The organism is Streptococcus sp. WM07 (assembly GCF_004570525.1).
Lineage (GTDB): Bacteria > Bacillota > Bacilli > Lactobacillales > Streptococcaceae > Streptococcus.
Genome location: NZ_SPPZ01000001.1, coordinates 1 through 15231, shown reverse-complemented (window position 1 = coordinate 15231; position 15231 = coordinate 1). Strand labels below are relative to the sequence as shown.

The following is a 15231-nucleotide window of genomic DNA, read 5'->3' as shown; positions in this document are numbered from 1 at the left end:
TTCTCCTTCTATCCTTTTAAATCAACACCTGATTTTTTATGATCCAAAATCTTCTTAATGATTTCTGCTACATAAGCTCCAGCTTCTACAGCCGGTGTTCCTCCTTTATGGATATTAGACAAAACAGTCCGCTTAGCTTCTGGCATTCCAATCCAAGGTTTATAAGCAATATATGCACTCATGGATTCAGCTGTTACAAGACCAGGACGTTCTCCAACAAGCATACATACAACTTCTGCTCCCGTTAACTCTGCGATATGATCCATCGCCCCAACTCTGGCATGTTTAATGAAGAGAACCTCTGAAAAATCCAAACCAAACATGGTTAGTCCTTGCTTCAAAGCTGGTAAAAAATCTTTAAGATTTGCTTCAATAGCCGAGGAACTTAGACCATCCCCTACAATAATCTGAACTTTGGGATTTCGTTTGCATTTTTCCTGAATAATAGCTTGCTGATCCTCTGGAAAAATCCGTCCCAAATCTGGGCGTGTTAAGTACTCATCTTTACTAGAAGCAGATGTGTGAACCGGAATAAAGCCCATTTCTTCAACAAAGTCTGGAGACACGTATGAAAAGACTGCATCTTGCGCTGCCGCATGATCTGCCCGAAAACGTAGGACAGATTGTGTCTTATACCGAGTCCCTGCCCGCCACAAACCAAGTCGTGCTGGTGTGAATTTTTTAATCTTACGGTAGGCCTCTTCATTAACAGCATTTGGAACCAAAAATTGCTCTTGAATATCTACTTCTGTGATATCATCAATAAACCCATCCTCAACTTGACTCTCAATAGAGACTGTCTCTGTCTGCTTTAGAGGCTCTGCTTGAATCGGAGTCTCTTCCTTATCTGAATCAACCATCTCACTCAAGAGAGTTCGAATCATTTCCTTTAATTGTAGTTCGTCCACTCTTCTACCTCCTCTTACTTGCTTTGCATAAAGACAGACCCATCACCACCCAAGGCAGTTAGGCGACCATTTTCCATGAGACCCATTTTTTCCATCCACTCTTCGAATTCCTTAATTGGTCGTTTATCTAATAAGTCGCGCATAGTAGCTGTCTCATGATAACCAGTTGTTTGATAATTCAACATGATGTCATCGCCATGTGGGATAGCCATAATGTAGTTAACATTTGCTGCTCCCAAAAGTACAAGAAGGTTTTCCGCATCATTTTGGTCAGCCTTCATATGATTGGTATAACAGATATCACATCCCATCGAGATACCAGACAATTTACCCATAAAATGGTCTTCTAAACCAGCACGAATAACTTGTTTAGAATCATATAAGTACTCAGGTCCGATAAAACCAACAACTGTATTCACAAGGAAAGGATCATAATGCTTCGCAAAACCATAACAACGAGCTTCCATAGTCACCTGATCGGCATCATAATGAGCATCTGATGACAACTCAGAACCTTGTCCAGTCTCAAAATACATGACATTAGGACCTGCGGCAGAACCAACTTTAAGAGCTGTATCACGCGCTTCTTGAATCGTTTTAGCATCAAAACCAAAAGCGGTATTCCCTTTCTCAGATCCAGCAATAGACTGGAATACCAATCCTGTCGGAGCTCCCTGATTCATAGCTTCAATTTGAGTCGTAACGTGAGCTAGGACACAGTGCTGAGTTGGAATTTGATATTCCTCAATAAAGTCATTAAATTTATGGAGAACCCGTTTGGTACTTTCAACTGAATCATCAACTGGGTTCAATCCTAACAAGGCATCCCCACAACCATAAGCAAATCCTTCCATAGTAGAAGCCATGATTCCATCTGGATCATCCGTTGTATGGTTGGGCTGCAGGCGGGAAGAAAATGTACCCGGAACTCCAATAGTTGTATTGGCTGTTTTGGTAATCACAATTTTCTTAGCTGCTACAATCAAATCAAGATTGGTCATCAATTTTGCAACAGCAGCCACCATTTCCGATGTTAAACCACGAGAAATCCATTGAATGTCGACATTCTTCGTATTTGTATCTAAAATCCACTCCCGTAATTCTTCAACAGTCCAATGTTTAATTTTTTCATAAGTACGAAGGTTGACATCATCAATAATAATCCGTGTGACCTCATCTTCTTCATAAGGAACAACAGGATTGTTAAATAAATCTGCAAGCGTTAATTGTGCCAGAACAACCTTAGCCGCTACACGCTCTTCCGCAGATTGTGCAGCCACACCTGCTAACTGGTCCCCTGACTTATACTCATTAGCCTTGGCTAGAACTTCTTTCACTGACGAAAATTCATAGACACGACCAAATAATTTTGTTTTTAAAATCATGAATCGCTTCCTCCTTTAGGAATCAAATACTAGTGTCTTCACAATAACTGGGAGAACAGAGCCCTCCACAATAGGTCTTCCAATATCTAGGTAGTCTCCATTTTGGACATCAACCGAATCAATACAGACAAAAGGGTAATCTTGGGGAAGCCGAGCATAGAGACATTGTCCCAACACCTTCGCCATATCTTCTCTTACAACAACAATTAGAGGATAACCTTCCTCAATACTGGCTGCCATCCCTTCAACAATCGCATCTGCATAGGCTTCAACCTCTACAAAAGTTGGACTTTTCTTGCCCTTAAAAGCTAGCGCAATTTGTTGAACCTGATTTTCCAGTTGGAACCATTGTAATTTTTCACGAATCCGGATTCCCAATTGTCCCTGATCACAAGCTTCATCCTCATCAGACATCTTCAAAACAGGCATATTTTTTAGTGGTAAAACATCAGCTATATAAGTAATCGTACTTCCACTAACATCTGTTGTGTGACTACCTGCCCCGACTACAGTAGCCCGAATCGTCTCTGCTGATTGAACAATTTCTTTTTCTTTAAAAATAGCCGACTGGGCAATCGCTCGTCCTAGCAAGATACCAATATCTCCGTATAAAAAGTCATCGATTTCTTGCTCAGCAAGAGCAATCGCATCCGCGACACCTCCTGAAAAAGATACACAACTAATCTCTTGTCCTTTTTTTAAGCCATGATTGGTCACCAATAGATCAAAATAAGGACTCCGACCTGGAAGACCAACAGATTCCTCCATCACTTCGACCAAAATTCCCAATAAGCGATCGAGATCTGCACGATTCAGCGGTTGACCGACTGTCAGTTGCAACTGTTCCTGCTTGATAATTTCTTGCAATTTCGGTGCAATGTAATGAATGATCAGACTGTTCGGATCCAGCTTTATTAATCGACCACCAATATCAAAACATGCAGTGTCCTGAACTTCTCCTTCTCGAAAGAGAGCATAATTAGAAGTTCCCCCACCAATGTCAATATTTACCACCGATGTGTGATGGGTTTCTGAGTATAGATGACTACATGCTCCTTTTCCAGCAATAATACTTTCCAAATCTGGACCTGCCGTGGCTACAACAAAGTCCCCAGCATAGCCACTCAAGGCTTCTAACACTTGACTCGCATTATCCTTACGTGCCGATTCCCCTGTAATAATAACAGCTCCCATTTGAATATCTTCGCGGCTAATCCCTGCACGCTTGTATTCTTTTTGAACAAAAGTCTTGATTTGTTCGGCTTCTATCAAATGGTTATCCAATAGAGGAGTGAACATAATCTCACTTTTGTGTAACACCTCTTTGTCTGTAATATACACACGAGGAATCGTAAAAACTGAGGCTATGTTTTCAATCGTTAATTGGGATAGAACTAGTTGTGTTGTAGCTGTCCCAATATCTAACCCGACACTCAGTATTTTTTCTGACATGGAATACCTCCAAAAAAAGACACTTAAAGAACTAGGTCCATAAATGGATCTATTCTCTAAGCGTCTTTGCTTCTTACCGTCCCTACACCATTGTAGAGAGTTATCTTATTCATGAAAAGTGATGCGTGTCCTTGTCCCACGGGGACTTGATTGAACGTCCAATCTACCGGACAACTTATCTTCAACAAAGCGTTTTACCAAAATGAGACCAAGATGGCCTTCTGCAAAACCTTGCTTGACATTGTAACCGCTACCATTGTCAGTTATCAATAACTTAATAATACCATCTTTCCTAGATAAATGCAACCGAATTTGCGAATTCAATTGTTTTTTTGGAAAGGCATGCTCATATGAATTTTGCAATAATTCATTCACAATCAAGGCTAAAGCCGTCGCTCGACTTGAATCGAGTTCATAATCTGGATCTACTTGCCACACTACTTGGATAAATTCCTGACCAAAAGACCGTCGAACTGTCTCCAAGACCCGTAACAACAGGGGACGAACGGCCATTTGATTTCCCTTTTCTGCTGATAGGAGGTCATGAATATTGGCTATTGATAAAATTCTGTGAACACTCTGCTCCAATGCCTGTTCCACAAGAACATTATCTGTCTGATGAGCCTGTAAACGCAACAAGGATACCAAAGTTTGTAAGTTGTTTTTGACACGGTGGTTAATCTCTCGTAAGCTCATCTGTTGCTCTTCAATTTGTTTTTGAAGCTGCCAAATTTCACTCACATCTCGACACTCCATTAATAGAAATCCATTGGACATGAACTGACGTCTTAATTGAAAGAAATACCCCCCATACGGAACACGAACTTCCTCGATTTCCAAACCTTGAACTTGGTTATGAAACAACAAATCCTCAAAAGTCAATGTATCCAGCACTAAATTATCATAATGCATTCCCGGGAGAGGATCCTTGTAGCCCAAATGCCCCGCATACAGATGACGAGCTTTAGCATTCGCAAAAATCAAGGTTCCCTCTCCGTTAAATACAAAGATTAGATTGTCCAAATGTTCTAAAAATCCTGGGAGTTCTTCTTCCCAAGGAACCTGTGAAGATTCCTGCATTGGAAATGAAGATGGGAGTGGGGGCGGTGGCATTTCAATAATTAAAGTCCCTATAACTCGTCCCTCCCAAGTAATCGGATAGACAGTCTGATAAATCATCAGTCCCTCTTGGGATAGGGCGGTCAAGCCTACGGAAGCTAGACCAGTTTCTAAGGTACGAATCACCCCTGGTTCATTGCTTAAATCGGCCAAATCACCAACCACCTCGTCTTTATAGAGACTAGGTTGGCTAACCGGTTTTTTATGGTAGATTACCAAAGCTTGATTAGCCTGCCCCAAGCTTCGCACATCAATAAAGACATCTTCCTGCTGATATTGTTGCCGTTTTTCTAATTGCTCAGCCTGTTGAATAAGGTAAGAGACTGCTGCGGGTTCAAGATCGGTTTGCTCCTCGCAGAGAATCTTCATTTTTTCTCTATAATTCATCATGCATCAATAGCAATTTCGCAATTTCAATCATCGGCACGCGTTTTTGCATACTGATTGTACGAATTTGCTTAAAGGCCTCCGGTTCAGATAAATGGTTCTGCTGCATCAAAAGTCCCTTCGCTTTTTCAATTAAAATCCGATCTTCAATTTTTTTCGCTAATTTTTGGGTTTCTTCTTTTAATGCATAGGATTCGCGGCCTTTTTCTAAACAGACTTCCACCATTGGAATGAGCGATTTTGCATCTAGAGGTTTAACTAGATAAGCACTTGTTCCACATTGTTTAGCCTTTTGAACATAGTGCTCATCTGTAAAACCAGACAAAAGAATAACACTATAGGTCAATCCATCATCTAATATTTTTTTACTAGCTGTCAAACCATCCAACAATGGCAATTGGATATCCATCATCACTAAATCTGGATGGAATTTTTGACAAACTTCAATCGCTTCAAAGCCATCTTTGGCTTCTGCAACTACCTGGTAATCTTCCTTTTCCAAGATATGTCGAATATCAAGGCGAACAATAGGGTCATCATCGACGATTACAATTTTACTTTTCATGCGCTCACTCTTTCACAACTAAGTCTTGGTTACCACAGTACTGGTAAACCCAAGGATAGCTTTAAGACCATCTAACACTGCTACTAAAGCTGTTTCAACAGAGGATACATCCCCTGTCATCACTACCGATCCACTAAAGCGGTCCACAAAACCAATCTGCACACCGGCAGCTTTGGTCGCTAAATCCACCGCAATAATCGCCGCTTCACTAGGCGTGATTGTTAATATTCCAATAGCTCCCTGTTCCTTAGCCTGCAAACCCAATTTCTCAAAAATCACTGGATCTGGGTTTGCAATTAAATGTGCCAAAGTAACCTGCTTCCCCGGCACATATTCTTGAATCATTCTTTGTTTCTCAGCCATTTTTTCTCCTGACTCTATTCGTTATTTTATCATAACAATTTTTCTTATTTTTTCAAAATTAATAAAGATTCTCAAGAATAGTCACTAAATCATCTGGATTAGGTTGACGTGGGTTGGTCAATGTACATGGATCCTGAATAGCCGAAGCAGCAATCGTCTCTTTCTTCTCATCAAATAAAGCCCGATCTACTCCATATTTAGCAAACGTTAATGGTAGATCCAACTTTCTCTGCAAACTTTTCAGAGCTTGCAAAAATTGTTTCACTCCTAATCCTGGATTAGAGGCTGAACAGCCTAATAAGCGAGCCAAGCGTTGGTAGCGTTTAGCTGTTTCCACATGCTCCCGATCCAAGCGAACACCGTCCAAACCTGCATTAAAGGCAATCACTTGCGGTAAGAGAATACTATTGAGACGGCCATGAGGAATGTGAAAAACTGCGCCTGCCGCATGAGATAGACTATGGGTAATTCCAAGTGATGTTGAATTAAAAGCCATTCCTGCCATCGTGGAGGCTACATGCATCTTTTCGCGGGCTTCAAGATCCTGACCATTCCGATAGGCACGAGGTAAATACTCAAATACGAGTTGAACAGTCTTTTCCACTAACGCATCCGAAAAATCACTAGCCTTTGGAGAAACATAGGCTTCCAACACATGTGTCAAAACATCCATTCCTGTATCTGCTGTAATTGAACGCGGCAAACTTTTCACCAATTCTGCATCTAGTATCGCAACATCAGGCAGCAGACTTCGATCTACAATTGGATATTTGCGGCCTAATTCAGCATCTGTAATCACGGAAAAGTCCGTTACCTCCGATCCCGTTCCACTAGTGGTCGGAATCGCAACCAATTCTACCTCTTTAAATCGTCCTTGCTTCTTACCAAAATAGTAAATCGCTTTTGCTGCATCTAGGGCTGATCCACCTCCAATCGCTAAGATCAAATCCACTCCATCTTCAGGACAAGCCTGAATTCCTGCAATAACAACCTCAATCGGTGGATCTGGCTGAATCTCACTAAAAATGGTCACTTGATTACTAGCAGGTAAATAGGCTAAAATCTCCTCTAATTGACCTGTCTTTTCCAAAAAGGGATCTGCAACAACTAGAATTGTTTGTTGTTGATATTTCTCCAATCCCCGTAAAGCTCCTGCCCCGACTAAGAGCTCTGTTTTATAACAAATCTGATACATAGGCACTCCTTTAATACAAAATAAGCCACATGAAAAGACCTACAACTCCTACGTCCTAGTCCTCTCCTGTAGCTTCATTGCTTGTTTCATTCGATGTACGCCATTGTACTTATACCTAGTGTAACATAAAAGCGCTTCCGTCTCAAGTAAAGATAGGAATAGGATATTTAAAAAAATTCTTATCCAACCGAAAGCTTTTACTTGCCTTTTCTAAAAATAAAGAATAAACTAGGATTAGAAGAAATTGATTATTGTACTCTTAGATTCATGGAAGTTTGGTGTAAATCCAACACGGTCCCGCCACTGTGATAAGCCTAGCTTTAAGTCAGATCTTTGAATCTAAGTTTTAGTAGAAGTCGAGTTTCGATGTAAAGCTTCGACCTCATGAATACCCATTCATTTTCATTCTACGATTAGTACCATCATTTTCTTGGACTTAGTCCAGCTGCAGAGTCGCAGTCCTTAGAAGGCTATACTAATCAATGAAGCTTAGTGGGAACTACAAAGTAGTAGATTAGCTTTCAATAACAAACAAGAGGTTGGGAAATTCCCAACCTCTTCTTGCTATGCTCAATTTTTACGAGACCAACGTTCTACATCTTCTTTTGTAATAGCATGGAAGACCTTACTGCCTCGTTCGTAAGGGATATCTTTTTCACCCATTTTGTCATTCACAAAACGAGCCAAAGCAAAGAAATAATCCGATAACCGATTCACAAAAACCAAAACATTTTGATTGATATCTGTTGACCACATGGCTGCAACGATATGTCTTTCAGCACGACGCGCAATCGTTCTAGCCACATGAAGTGAAGCTGCCAACGGATGTCCCCCTGGTAATATAAAGGTTTCCAAAGCTGGAGGAATAGGAGCATACAAATCAATCCGCTCCTCAATCCAATCCACAAGACTTTGATCCACCTTATAAGGATAAACACCTTGTGGAGTCGATAAATCCGAACCACAATCAAACAAATAGTGCTGCAACTCTAATAACTCTTCACGAAGAACATCTTCCTGACTCAAATCACAGATCAAATAACCAATCCAAGAATTCAGTTCATCAATGGTCCCATAGGCTTGAACCCGCTCTGAATCTTTAGCAACACTTTGACCACCTACTAATTTTGTTAAACCCTTATCACCTGTTTTTGTATATAGTTGCATCTTAGTCCTCCTGTAGAAATTCTAAAAGATCTGATAAACCGCGATCGTCTACTGCTGAAAGTTCAAAAATTCGTTGGCAGCCCGCCTCCTGAAGCTGGCAATAAGCCCAATCCATAGATTGCCCCTCCTCAATCAGATCCATCTTGGTAATCAGCCCCACCATCTCTTTGGTAAATAAATTTGAAAAACCTTGTGGAAAAAACTGTTCTTCCTTGCTAGCATCTAGCATCAAACCAATCACATCAGCTTGCATAGCCGTCACATTTAAAGCATGGTAGTATTGCCTGTGCTGTAGAAATTCACCAGGTGTATCAATGATATCCTCATGAAATTGAACCACCTGGGTCTTTTGGTAAGCCAAGTCCAAGCCATGTAAGCGTTGGGTCAAGCTCGTTTTTCCCACACCAATAGGCCCAATAAGCATTATTTTTTTCATCGTTTACTCCTAAAAAGGCAAAGGAATCCCGTTCCAAATAATATCGCTTCATCGCGATTGGAAACAGGCCCCTTTGCCTTGGTTATTCTTATGTAAGCAATTTCATTTTACGCTAATAACAGTTATAAATCAAGTCTTATTACTTCAATTGTTCAAATTTTAGATGAACACTAATGCGGTCTTCATAGCCATTCCGTTCCAAATCTCGCTGCAAACGGTAAGAAATATAATGCTCAGCAATATTGATGTAGCCAGCGTCTAGAAGACGATTTTCAACCATAGATTGAATCATACTAATAGTTGCTTTTTCAATCTGGGTTTCTTCCAAATCCATAACCACTTTCTTGGTTACTTGGGCAAGATTTTGTCGTAAAGAATCATCCAAGACATAAACAGACCGGGCTGCTTTTAAAATCGCCTGGTAGATTTTTTCAGGGTTAAATTCCGTTACTTGTCCATCACGTTTAATGACTCGCATATGATTCCTCCATTTCCTTACAAAAAAATCCCTCACTCAAAAAGAGGAGGGATCCGAAAGGCACTTCCGTGTGATGAGCAGGTTCACACAACTCATCAAGGTCCGCTCCTGCGATATGACCTCCTATGCTTGATGGGTAGTCTCTACTACCAATCGACTCATCGCATACTCACATTCTAACAGATTGAAATCACATTGTCAACTTTCTAGAAAAGACCGAAAGCATGACCATCTGCATCCAATCCCATTTTCAATGCTGCTGGCTGTTTCGGTAAACCAGGCATTGTTAAGACATTTCCAGCCAAAGCCACGATAAAGCCGGCTCCATGACGCACCTGAAATTCACGGATGGTGATTCGGAAATCCTGAGGTCGGCCTCCTAAGCTCGGATTATCAGATAGGGAGTAGGGTGTTTTGGCCATACAAATTGGAAAGTGATCCCAACCCTGACGCTGAAACTCCTTCAGCTGTTTCACCGCTTTCGGGGTCAAATCCACACCTTGGGCACCATAGGCCTTCTGAACTAGGGACTCTAGTTTTTCCATGAAACTTCCTTGACGGTCGTAATACGAGGTAAAGTCTTTTTCTTCTGATAAGTAAGGTAGGAGAAGCTCAACTAATTCTTGGCCTCCCAGAGGCCCTTTTTCCCAAACTTCTGTAAGAGCAATGGGAATGGAAGCGTTCAGACAAAGGTGCTTGAGCAGCTCTAATTCTGCACTTGTATCGCCAGAGAAACGGTTGAGGGCGACAACAACAGGTTTTCCAGTTGATGCTAGAGTCTGAACATGGTGGTGGAGATTCGCAAATCCAGCTTCAAGGGCTGTCAAATCCTCCTGTGTCAATTCCTGTTTAGGTAGGCCTCCATGCATCTTCAGAGCACGAATGGTTGCAACCACTACAATCGCATCAGGAGCTTTACGCAAGTGGGGAACTTTAATATCTAAGAATTTCTCCGCTCCTAAATCAGCTCCAAATCCAGCTTCGGTGACAGTAATATCAGCCAAAGACAAGGCTGTCTCCGTAGCAACTACCGAATTACATCCATGAGCGATATTGGCAAAAGGCCCCCCATGAACTAGAGCTGGAGTTCCATAAATGGTTTGCACCAAATTCGGTTTTAAGGCATCTTTGAGCAATAACGTTAGCGCTCCTGCTGCCCCCAAATCTTTCACAAAGACAGGACTTCCATCCCGTTTATAACCAATTAAAATATTGGACAAGCGCTGTTCCAAATCTTGAAGATCCTGAGCCAAACAGAGTATCGCCATCATTTCACTAGCAACAGTAATGTCAAACCCATCTTCTCGAGGCTGACCGTTGATAGGTCCACCCAGTCCAATCACAATCTGACGTAAGCTCCGGTCATTAATATCTAGGACACGCTTCCAAACAATGCGACTTGGATCCAAGTCCAAGTCATTCCCTTGATGAAGGTGGTTGTCAATAAGAGCAGACAAAGTGTTATGGGCAGAAGTCAGGGCATGCATATCCCCCGTGAAATGAAGATTAATATCTTCCATTGGAAGAACCTGAGCATAACCCCCACCAGCAGCTCCTCCTTTCAAGCCCATAACTGGGCCAAGGGAGGGTTCTCTAAGTGCAATCATGGTTTTATGACCTGCAGCAGCAAGACTATCTGCCAGTCCAATAGTCACTGTCGATTTGCCTTCTCCGGCTGGAGTAGGATTAATAGCCGTCACCAAAATCAATTTACCAGCTTCTTCTTGTTTCAAACGTGAAAGAGTCTCATAGGCAATTTTTCCTTTATAAGGACCGTATTGTTCAATAGAGCTTGACTCTAGGCCGAGGCTTGCTGCAATCTCTATGATTGGTTTCAAGGAACTTTCTTGTGCAATTTGAATATCAGTTTTCATGACCAATCCTCCTCTTCACTCCTCATTATACAGCAAAAGGTGTATAATGAGCATATGAAAATTTTAATCACATCCGGCGGGACTAGCGAACCTATTGATCAGGTCCGGGCCATTACCAATCAATCCACTGGTCGATTGGGGCGTCAAATTGCCCAAACTTTTTTGGAAGCTGGATTTGCAGTCACTTTGATTACAACCCCCAATGCGATGAAGCCTCAAGCTCATCCAAAGCTCCAACAAATTCTCATCAAAACTACCAGTGACTTAGAATCGGCCCTCCAAGAGCAAGTACCCAACCATCATGTTCTCATTCACAGTATGGCAGTTTCAGACTACCGTCCTTTGCAAATGGTACCTCTAGAAAAACTTCAAGAAGTCCCCACTTATCAGGTCTTTTTAGAACCAGAACAAAAAGGGGGGAAACATTCCTCTACAGCCAAGCACCAAGTGATTTTCTTAGAGAAAACGCCTAAGCTGATCCAAAAAATCAAAGATTGGAATCCTGCTATTCGCCTGATTGGCTTCAAACTACTGGTTTCTGTCAGCTCGGAAGAACTCATCTCTATAGCACAGGCTTCCTTGAAAAAAAACCGTGCTGATTTAATTGTCGCCAATGATTTGTCACAAATTGACCAAGAGCAACATCCAGCTTTCTTAGTTGGTCCTGAACAAATTGATCAAGCCCATACAAAACAAGAAATCGCTCATAAACTTCTTGATTTTGTTAGAAAGGAATCCTAGCATGGCTACCATTACATTAGCAGTAACCGGAAGTATCTCGGCCTATAAAGCCGCTGATCTGGTTAGCCAATTCGGTAAAAATGGTCACCAGGTCCACGTTTTGATGACTGAATCAGCACAGGCATTCATAACTCCCTTGACCTTACAGGTTCTCTCTAAGAATCGTGTCCATCTGGATACCATGGATGAACCAGATCCCACTAAGGTTAATCATATTCAATTAGCTAAGGAGACAGATCTATTCCTAGTCGCCCCTGCTTCTGCCAATACTTTAGCCAAATTAGCCCATGGCTTGGCAGATAACATCGTAACTGCCACAGCCTTGGCTTTACCACCCGCTACTCCAAAATTACTGGCTCCGGCCATGAATACCAATATGTATCTACACCCAGCAACCCAAAAGAATATTGCTAGATTGCATGATTACGGCTATCAGATTGTCTCACCTCGGGAATCCCTTTTAGCCTGTGGTGATCAAGGCGTTGGTGCCCTAGCAGAGATTCCAACTATTTTAAAACGTGTGAAGGAGGTTCTCGATCTTGCGTAAATCCAATTCAACTGCAGCCCTAGCTATTTTCCTAGCCGCTATGCTTGTCATTCACTGGCTAAGTGGATTCGTATTCAACATCTTCCCCTTTGTCATTCGTCCAACCTTAATTCATATTCCTGTCATTATCGCTTCCATTCGCTATGGACCTAAAACTGGAATGATACTTGGTTTTTTTATGGGACTAATCTCCATGGTAACCAATACTATTTTTATTCAGCCTACTAGCTATCTCTTTACCCCCTTCGTGGAGAATGGTAACTGGGCTTCGCTTGTAATTGCCTTTATTCCTCGAATTCTAATCGGCCTCTTTCCTTACTTCATTTATCGCTGGCTTCCCAACCGCTTTGGATTAGGCCTAGCTGGTATTCTAGGTTCCTTAACTAATACTTTCTTTGTTCTTTCAGGAATTTTCTTATTATTTCCTGCAATTTACCAAGGGAACTTGCAACCTTTCTTAGCTGCCATTCTCACAACTAACTCTTTTGCCGAAATGCTTCTAGCTGGATTTATTACAGCTGCTGCTTTTCCTATTTTAAAAATAAAAGAAAAGTGATATAATGTAAGCGATTGCGATTATAATAAAAGGAGATTAGACTATGACCTATTTAGAATCTTATCAGAACTGGCTTGAGCAAGAAAATCTTCCAGCTTACTTACGCGAAGAATTGGAAGCTATGGATGACAAGCAAAAAGAAGATGCCTTTTATACCAACCTAGAATTCGGAACCGCAGGTATGCGTGGGATTATCGGTGCTGGTACGAATCGCATTAATATCTTTGTGGTCCGCCAAGCAACTGAAGGTTTAGCGCGGCTAATTGAACATAAAGGGGATGAATTCAAAGCGCGTGGTGTAGCTATTGCTTATGATAGCCGTCACTTCTCTCCTGAGTTTGCAATGGAAGCTGCAGCTGTTTTGGCTCAACATGGCATTAAGTCTTATGTGTTTGAAAGCCTTCGCCCAACTCCGGAATTGTCCTTTGCTGTTCGCCACCTCAATGCTTTCGCTGGAATTATGATTACAGCTTCACACAACCCTGCACCATTCAATGGCTACAAGGTTTACGGTGAAGATGGCGGCCAAATGCCACCAGCAGATGCTGATGCCTTGACAGATTTCATTCGTGAAATCTCAGATCCATTTAGCATTGAAGTTGCTGATGCAGAAGCTGCCCAAGCAAGTAACCTCATTGAAATCATTGGTGAGGCAGTCGATGTGGAGTACCTCAAGGAAGTTCAAACCGTTACTATCAATCCTAAATTGATTGAAGAGTATGGTAAGGATATGAAGATTGTCTACACACCACTGCATGGAACCGGTGAAATGTTGGCTCGTCGTGCTCTAGCTCAAGCAGGATTTGAGTCTGTACAATTAGTTGAAAGCCAATTAACAGCTGACCCTGACTTCTCTACTGTCAAATCACCAAACCCGGAAAGTCAAGCTGCCTTTGCTCTTGCAGAAGAATTAGGCCGTGAAGTTGGTGCCGATGTTCTGATTGCAACAGACCCAGATGCAGACCGGCTTGGTGTTGAAGTCTTGCAAGCCGATGGCTCCTATAAAAATCTTTCTGGTAATCAAATTGGTGCCATCATCGCCAAATACATCTTGGAAGCTCATAAATCAGCTGGTACCCTTCCAAGCAATGCAGCATTAGCTAAATCTATCGTATCAACAGATCTTGTCACTAAGATTGCTGAGAGCTATGGAGCAACCATGTTCAATGTCTTGACTGGTTTCAAATTTATTGCTGAAAAGATTCAAGAATTTGAAGACACTGGTAGCCATACTTACCTCTTCGGTTTTGAAGAAAGCTTCGGTTACCTCATTAAGCCATTTGTTCGTGATAAAGACGCTATTCAAGCTGTTCTAATCGTAGCTGAAATTGCAGCCTATTTCCGTTCTCGTGGACTAACTTTGGCTGATGGAATTGAAGAAATCTACAAAGAATATGGCTACTATTCTGAAAAAACTCTCTCTGTTACCCTTTCTGGTGTAGATGGTGCTGCTCAAATCAAAGCCATTATGAGTAAATTCCGTGAGCATGCTCCATCGAACTTCAACCAAAGTCCAGTAGTTCTAACCGAAGACTTCAAAGAATTAACCGCAACAGATGCTCAAGGTCAGGTCACTACTCTTACAACTCCACCAAGTGACGTGCTCAAGTACACCTTGGAAGACGGCTCCTGGATTGCTGTCCGTCCTTCAGGTACAGAACCAAAAATTAAATTCTACTTGGCAGTCGTTGGAGAATCTAATGAAGATGCTGAAGCAAAAATCGCAGCTATCGAAGCTGAAATCAATGCCTTTATTGAATAAGGTTAAAAGCCCTGGAGAAATGAACTCCATGGGCTTTTTCTTATACTTAACAAAAAACAAAAATAGCTGTATACTATAAGGTATGAAAGTCGAACTAAATGAATATCAAATTAGCGAATTGAAGCAAGCCCTGAAAGATAAAAAGAATGCACAGCACCATAGGAAAATTCAAGCTCTCATTCTCTACTCTGAATGTCAGAATTTAACAGCAGTAGCTAAATCAGTAGGTTTTGTTCATCAAACTGTACGAAACTTATTGAACCGTTATCTAGAAGGAGGTTTAGAGGCACTCCTTA

General features: G+C 41.5%; 16 protein-coding genes and 1 riboswitch. Of the genes, 5 read left to right on the top strand and 11 right to left on the bottom strand.

Going from position 1 to position 15231, the window contains the following annotated elements; genetic code table 11:
• Positions 1–8: 8 nt before the first annotated feature.
• The 11 genes from eutC to E4T71_RS00030 all read right to left on the bottom strand — a co-directional run bounded on the left by eutC (position 9) and on the right by E4T71_RS00030 (position 11329).
• Positions 9–908 (bottom strand): ethanolamine ammonia-lyase subunit EutC, encoded by a 900-nt coding sequence (eutC, locus tag E4T71_RS00080; RefSeq protein WP_135035007.1) that lies wholly within the window; start codon positions 906–908, stop codon positions 9–11.
• A gap of 14 nt (positions 909–922) precedes the next feature.
• On the bottom strand, positions 923–2293 hold the full coding sequence (locus E4T71_RS00075; RefSeq protein WP_135035004.1) for an ethanolamine ammonia-lyase subunit EutB: 1371 nt from the start codon (positions 2291–2293) through the stop codon (positions 923–925).
• A 15-nt stretch (positions 2294–2308) separates the two neighbouring features.
• Positions 2309–3745 carry an ethanolamine ammonia-lyase reactivating factor EutA gene (eutA, locus tag E4T71_RS00070; protein ID WP_135035001.1) on the bottom strand — a complete coding sequence of 479 codons (1437 nt, stop codon included), beginning with the start codon at positions 3743–3745 and terminating at the stop codon, positions 2309–2311.
• Positions 3746–3850: 105 nt separating this feature from the next.
• The gene (locus E4T71_RS00065; protein ID WP_167758443.1) at positions 3851–5233 is read right to left on the bottom strand and encodes a sensor histidine kinase; all 1383 of its coding nucleotides are present in this window, start codon (positions 5231–5233) and stop codon (positions 3851–3853) included.
• Positions 5234–5240: 7 nt separating this feature from the next.
• Positions 5241–5816, bottom strand: a complete 576-nt coding sequence (locus E4T71_RS00060; protein ID WP_135034995.1) for an ANTAR domain-containing response regulator — start codon at positions 5814–5816, stop codon at positions 5241–5243.
• 18 nt (positions 5817–5834) lie between these two features.
• The gene (locus E4T71_RS00055) at positions 5835–6179 is read right to left on the bottom strand and encodes a BMC domain-containing protein (RefSeq protein ID WP_167758442.1); all 345 of its coding nucleotides are present in this window, start codon (positions 6177–6179) and stop codon (positions 5835–5837) included.
• 58 nt (positions 6180–6237) lie between these two features.
• Positions 6238–7374, bottom strand: a complete 1137-nt coding sequence (locus E4T71_RS00050; protein WP_135034992.1) for a 1-propanol dehydrogenase PduQ — start codon at positions 7372–7374, stop codon at positions 6238–6240.
• Positions 7375–7616: 242 nt separating this feature from the next.
• Positions 7617–7762, top strand: a riboswitch (adenosylcobalamin (AdoCbl) riboswitch).
• A gap of 182 nt (positions 7763–7944) precedes the next feature.
• Positions 7945–8541, bottom strand: a complete 597-nt coding sequence (locus E4T71_RS00045) for a cob(I)yrinic acid a,c-diamide adenosyltransferase (protein WP_135034989.1) — start codon at positions 8539–8541, stop codon at positions 7945–7947.
• A gap of 1 nt (position 8542) precedes the next feature.
• Entirely contained in the window at positions 8543–8977 is a 435-nt protein-coding gene (locus tag E4T71_RS00040; protein WP_135034986.1) for a EutP/PduV family microcompartment system protein, read from the bottom strand.
• Positions 8978–9116: 139 nt separating this feature from the next.
• The gene (locus tag E4T71_RS00035) at positions 9117–9455 is read right to left on the bottom strand and encodes an ATP cone domain-containing protein (protein WP_135034983.1); all 339 of its coding nucleotides are present in this window, start codon (positions 9453–9455) and stop codon (positions 9117–9119) included.
• Between the two features lie 206 nt (positions 9456–9661).
• Complete coding sequence (locus E4T71_RS00030) at positions 9662–11329, bottom strand: formate--tetrahydrofolate ligase (protein ID WP_135034980.1); 1668 nt, start codon at positions 11327–11329, stop codon at positions 9662–9664.
• A gap of 54 nt (positions 11330–11383) precedes the next feature.
• On the opposite strand from E4T71_RS00030, the gene E4T71_RS00025 reads away from it, so the two are divergent.
• From E4T71_RS00025 to E4T71_RS00005, 5 genes are all read left to right on the top strand, one after another.
• Positions 11384–12070 carry a phosphopantothenate--cysteine ligase gene (locus E4T71_RS00025; protein WP_135034976.1) on the top strand — a complete coding sequence of 229 codons (687 nt, stop codon included), beginning with the start codon at positions 11384–11386 and terminating at the stop codon, positions 12068–12070.
• A gap of 1 nt (position 12071) precedes the next feature.
• The gene (gene coaC, locus E4T71_RS00020; protein ID WP_135034973.1) at positions 12072–12617 is read left to right on the top strand and encodes a phosphopantothenoylcysteine decarboxylase; all 546 of its coding nucleotides are present in this window, start codon (positions 12072–12074) and stop codon (positions 12615–12617) included.
• Positions 12610–13173 carry an ECF transporter S component gene (locus tag E4T71_RS00015; protein WP_135034971.1) on the top strand — a complete coding sequence of 188 codons (564 nt, stop codon included), beginning with the start codon at positions 12610–12612 and terminating at the stop codon, positions 13171–13173. Before coaC ends, E4T71_RS00015 begins: the two co-directional genes overlap by 8 nt.
• 43 nt (positions 13174–13216) lie before the next feature.
• Positions 13217–14935 (top strand): phospho-sugar mutase, encoded by a 1719-nt coding sequence (locus E4T71_RS00010; protein WP_135034968.1) that lies wholly within the window; start codon positions 13217–13219, stop codon positions 14933–14935.
• 82 nt (positions 14936–15017) lie between these two features.
• Positions 15018–15231 (top strand): helix-turn-helix domain-containing protein (locus tag E4T71_RS00005; protein WP_135034965.1); only part of this gene is annotated, 214 nt, incomplete at its 3' end.

Excerpts from the sequence above, each read along its gene's own strand:
- E4T71_RS00050 (WP_135034992.1), bottom strand. The coding sequence starts at position 7,374 with ATGTATCAGATTTGTTATAAAACAGAGCTCTTAGTCGGGGCAGGAGCT.
- eutA (WP_135035001.1), bottom strand. The coding sequence starts at position 3,745 with ATGTCAGAAAAAATACTGAGTGTCGGGTTAGATATTGGGACAGCTACA.
- E4T71_RS00035 (WP_135034983.1), bottom strand. The coding sequence starts at position 9,455 with ATGCGAGTCATTAAACGTGATGGACAAGTAACGGAATTTAACCCTGAA.
- E4T71_RS00075 (WP_135035004.1), bottom strand. The coding sequence starts at position 2,293 with ATGATTTTAAAAACAAAATTATTTGGTCGTGTCTATGAATTTTCGTCA.
- E4T71_RS00010 (WP_135034968.1), top strand. The coding sequence starts at position 13,217 with ATGACCTATTTAGAATCTTATCAGAACTGGCTTGAGCAAGAAAATCTT.
- E4T71_RS00055 (WP_167758442.1), bottom strand. The coding sequence starts at position 6,179 with ATGGCTGAGAAACAAAGAATGATTCAAGAATATGTGCCGGGGAAGCAG.
- E4T71_RS00040 (WP_135034986.1), bottom strand. The coding sequence starts at position 8,977 with ATGAAAAAAATAATGCTTATTGGGCCTATTGGTGTGGGAAAAACGAGC.
- E4T71_RS00065 (WP_167758443.1), bottom strand. The coding sequence starts at position 5,233 with ATGAAGATTCTCTGCGAGGAGCAAACCGATCTTGAACCCGCAGCAGTC.
- E4T71_RS00025 (WP_135034976.1), top strand. The coding sequence starts at position 11,384 with ATGAAAATTTTAATCACATCCGGCGGGACTAGCGAACCTATTGATCAG.
- E4T71_RS00030 (WP_135034980.1), bottom strand. The coding sequence starts at position 11,329 with ATGAAAACTGATATTCAAATTGCACAAGAAAGTTCCTTGAAACCAATC.
- E4T71_RS00045 (WP_135034989.1), bottom strand. The coding sequence starts at position 8,541 with ATGCAACTATATACAAAAACAGGTGATAAGGGTTTAACAAAATTAGTA.
- coaC (WP_135034973.1), top strand. The coding sequence starts at position 12,072 with ATGGCTACCATTACATTAGCAGTAACCGGAAGTATCTCGGCCTATAAA.
- E4T71_RS00060 (WP_135034995.1), bottom strand. The coding sequence starts at position 5,816 with ATGAAAAGTAAAATTGTAATCGTCGATGATGACCCTATTGTTCGCCTT.